This is a genomic window from Alistipes sp. AF48-12 (assembly GCF_003477565.1).
Taxonomy (GTDB): Bacteria; Bacteroidota; Bacteroidia; order Bacteroidales; family Rikenellaceae; genus Alistipes_A; species Alistipes_A hominis.
Window position 1 is genome coordinate 1 of the sequence record NZ_QUDJ01000050.1, and the last position, 1,958, is coordinate 1,958.

General features: G+C 39.4%; 2 protein-coding genes. Both read left to right on the top strand.

The genetic code is table 11. The features are described 5' to 3' along the window. The first annotated feature begins 183 nt into the window (after positions 1–183). Positions 184–1,047: a hypothetical protein gene (locus DW082_RS14130; RefSeq protein WP_118459193.1), complete on the top strand. Its 864-nt coding sequence runs from the start codon at positions 184–186 to the stop codon at positions 1,045–1,047. Beyond that, a complete protein-coding gene (locus DW082_RS14135; RefSeq protein WP_147387094.1) occupies positions 1,044–1,829 on the top strand; it encodes a hypothetical protein in 786 nt (261 codons plus the stop codon). The genes DW082_RS14130 and DW082_RS14135 overlap by 4 nt, the downstream gene beginning before the upstream one ends. The last annotated feature ends 129 nt before the right edge of the window (positions 1,830–1,958 follow it).

Genomic DNA, 1,958 nt, shown 5'->3' on the forward strand with positions numbered 1-1,958 from the left:
GCAGGCATATTGCAAAAGACGGAGCCCCCGTTTTTTCATTTAATGAAATAGCTAAGATTTCAATTTCAAGCCATAAAAAACAAGACGGCATTGTTTTACGTTAAAGTTTTTTTATATTTGAAATTATTCGATCATAACGATTGCGATTTCGTATTTCATTAACTATTTCCTAAACTTATCGTTATGAAAAAACATTTACTCGTAAAGACGGCATTGTCCGGTTTGTTCGCTACTCTTTGCACTGTCGGTATCGTTTCATTTCCAGGGTGTCAAAAACAAGATTACGATTATTCTGAAAAAGACGATTTGGATCCCGCCTTATTGAATTCACCAGAATTGGAAGAGTACATCATTGCTGGCGCCGAATATCGGGAAGCATCAAACACATTTGCAACAGAACTCGGCAAAATCGATTTCTCAAAACTCAAATTTGAAGAAGACCTAAACGGAGATAGAATAATACGCATTCCTATTTCGGTCAGTATCGAAAAGAAAGCGATGAATTTTGAAACGAAAAAGAATGCATTGTTTGTAAAACACCCGCAATTCGCATCAATGTCCCCAGCTATTCAGTATGATTATTTTCGTGCTTGCATTAAATCATCAACCAATGTAAACAGAAAATTACTGGAAATGGGTATAAACATAAACCGTCCTTTGACCAAAGGAGGAACGAGCGAGGAATTCGCCAATATGGAGGATCTTACGGATTATCTTTCGGCACAGATGTCAAGTAGTGATTATAGAGAAATAGTTATTATTGTATATCAAGATGGTCGCATCGCTACCTATCAGGATGACGCTAATACGTCTTCTTCCTTTCATATATCTATACCGTATACTGTAGAAGATAACCCCAAATATTACTATCCCCAAGCATTAGACGCTAATGGTAATTTGATTGAGAAAAATCGGATTCGTTATATAGCACACACACAACTAAGTGGGCACACCCCTTCCAGTGGAGATTTGAATTACTCAAAAGACTATCCAGGCTTACAACAGGGTATTTATCATGACGGCACGATTAAAATGTTTACCAAATGAAAAAAGTTTATTTTGCGTTTCTTTCATGTCTTATAACATCGTATGGCATCGCTCAAAATACGGAATTTCTAAAAAGAGTGGAAAACAAATACATTGTTTCAACGATCAAAAAAGATTCTACCGGAAAAGAGAAAATAGAAGGGCGGGACAATGTTCGAAGTAAAAGCGTGGTCGAAAAACTTCTTTTCGGAAACACCAACGGCAACGTCGAATTTTACGTTTGTCCTTCTTTTGAGGGTGCTTATGGTTTTCGTACCGTACGGGATTCGTCGGATACATTTTTGCTCGAGATAAAACGCATAGCAAATTGGAAAGAGGCGGCAGAAGAAGCTGAAAAAAAATATCCTACGGTAGGCATTCCGCTTACACTGATATCGTCTTTACCCCAAAATATTGTAAACCTGACAACGGACCATAATAACGCGATGTGGCCGTTGCAAGAGGAGGAACGATTAAAGCTTTACAAGGTCAAATCTTCTTCTATCCCCATAAGCAATCGACTTGCTGAAAAGTTACACGCAAAGTTTGTTTCATTCATCGACGATTTCAAAGCGAAAGAATTGGAACCGGACTTGTTGATGGGAGACGGCGAGACGACGGTGTTCCGCTGTATCGTCGATCAGGAAATATGGACGCTATCGATCCCTTTCAAAACCGAAGAAAAAGCACGCGAACTGTCCGATCTGTGCAAACGAATCATCGAAGACGCGGAAGCGGGCCGATTCGACGAATCGAAGTATATCGGACGGCTGGAAGACTACGGGCAGGAGGACTGCAACTAAGACAATCTAAGAAGCTGCCAGGATCGCAGGCATATTGCAAAAGACGGAGCCCCCGTTTTTTCATTTAATGAAATAGCTAAGATTTCAATTTCAAGCCATAAAAAACAAGACGGCATTGTTTTACGTTAA

Coding starts and splice junctions, on each gene's coding strand:
- DW082_RS14130 (WP_118459193.1), top strand. CDS start 184: ATGAAAAAACATTTACTCGTAAAGACGGCATTGTCCGGTTTGTTCGCT.
- DW082_RS14135 (WP_147387094.1), top strand. CDS start 1,044: ATGAAAAAAGTTTATTTTGCGTTTCTTTCATGTCTTATAACATCGTAT.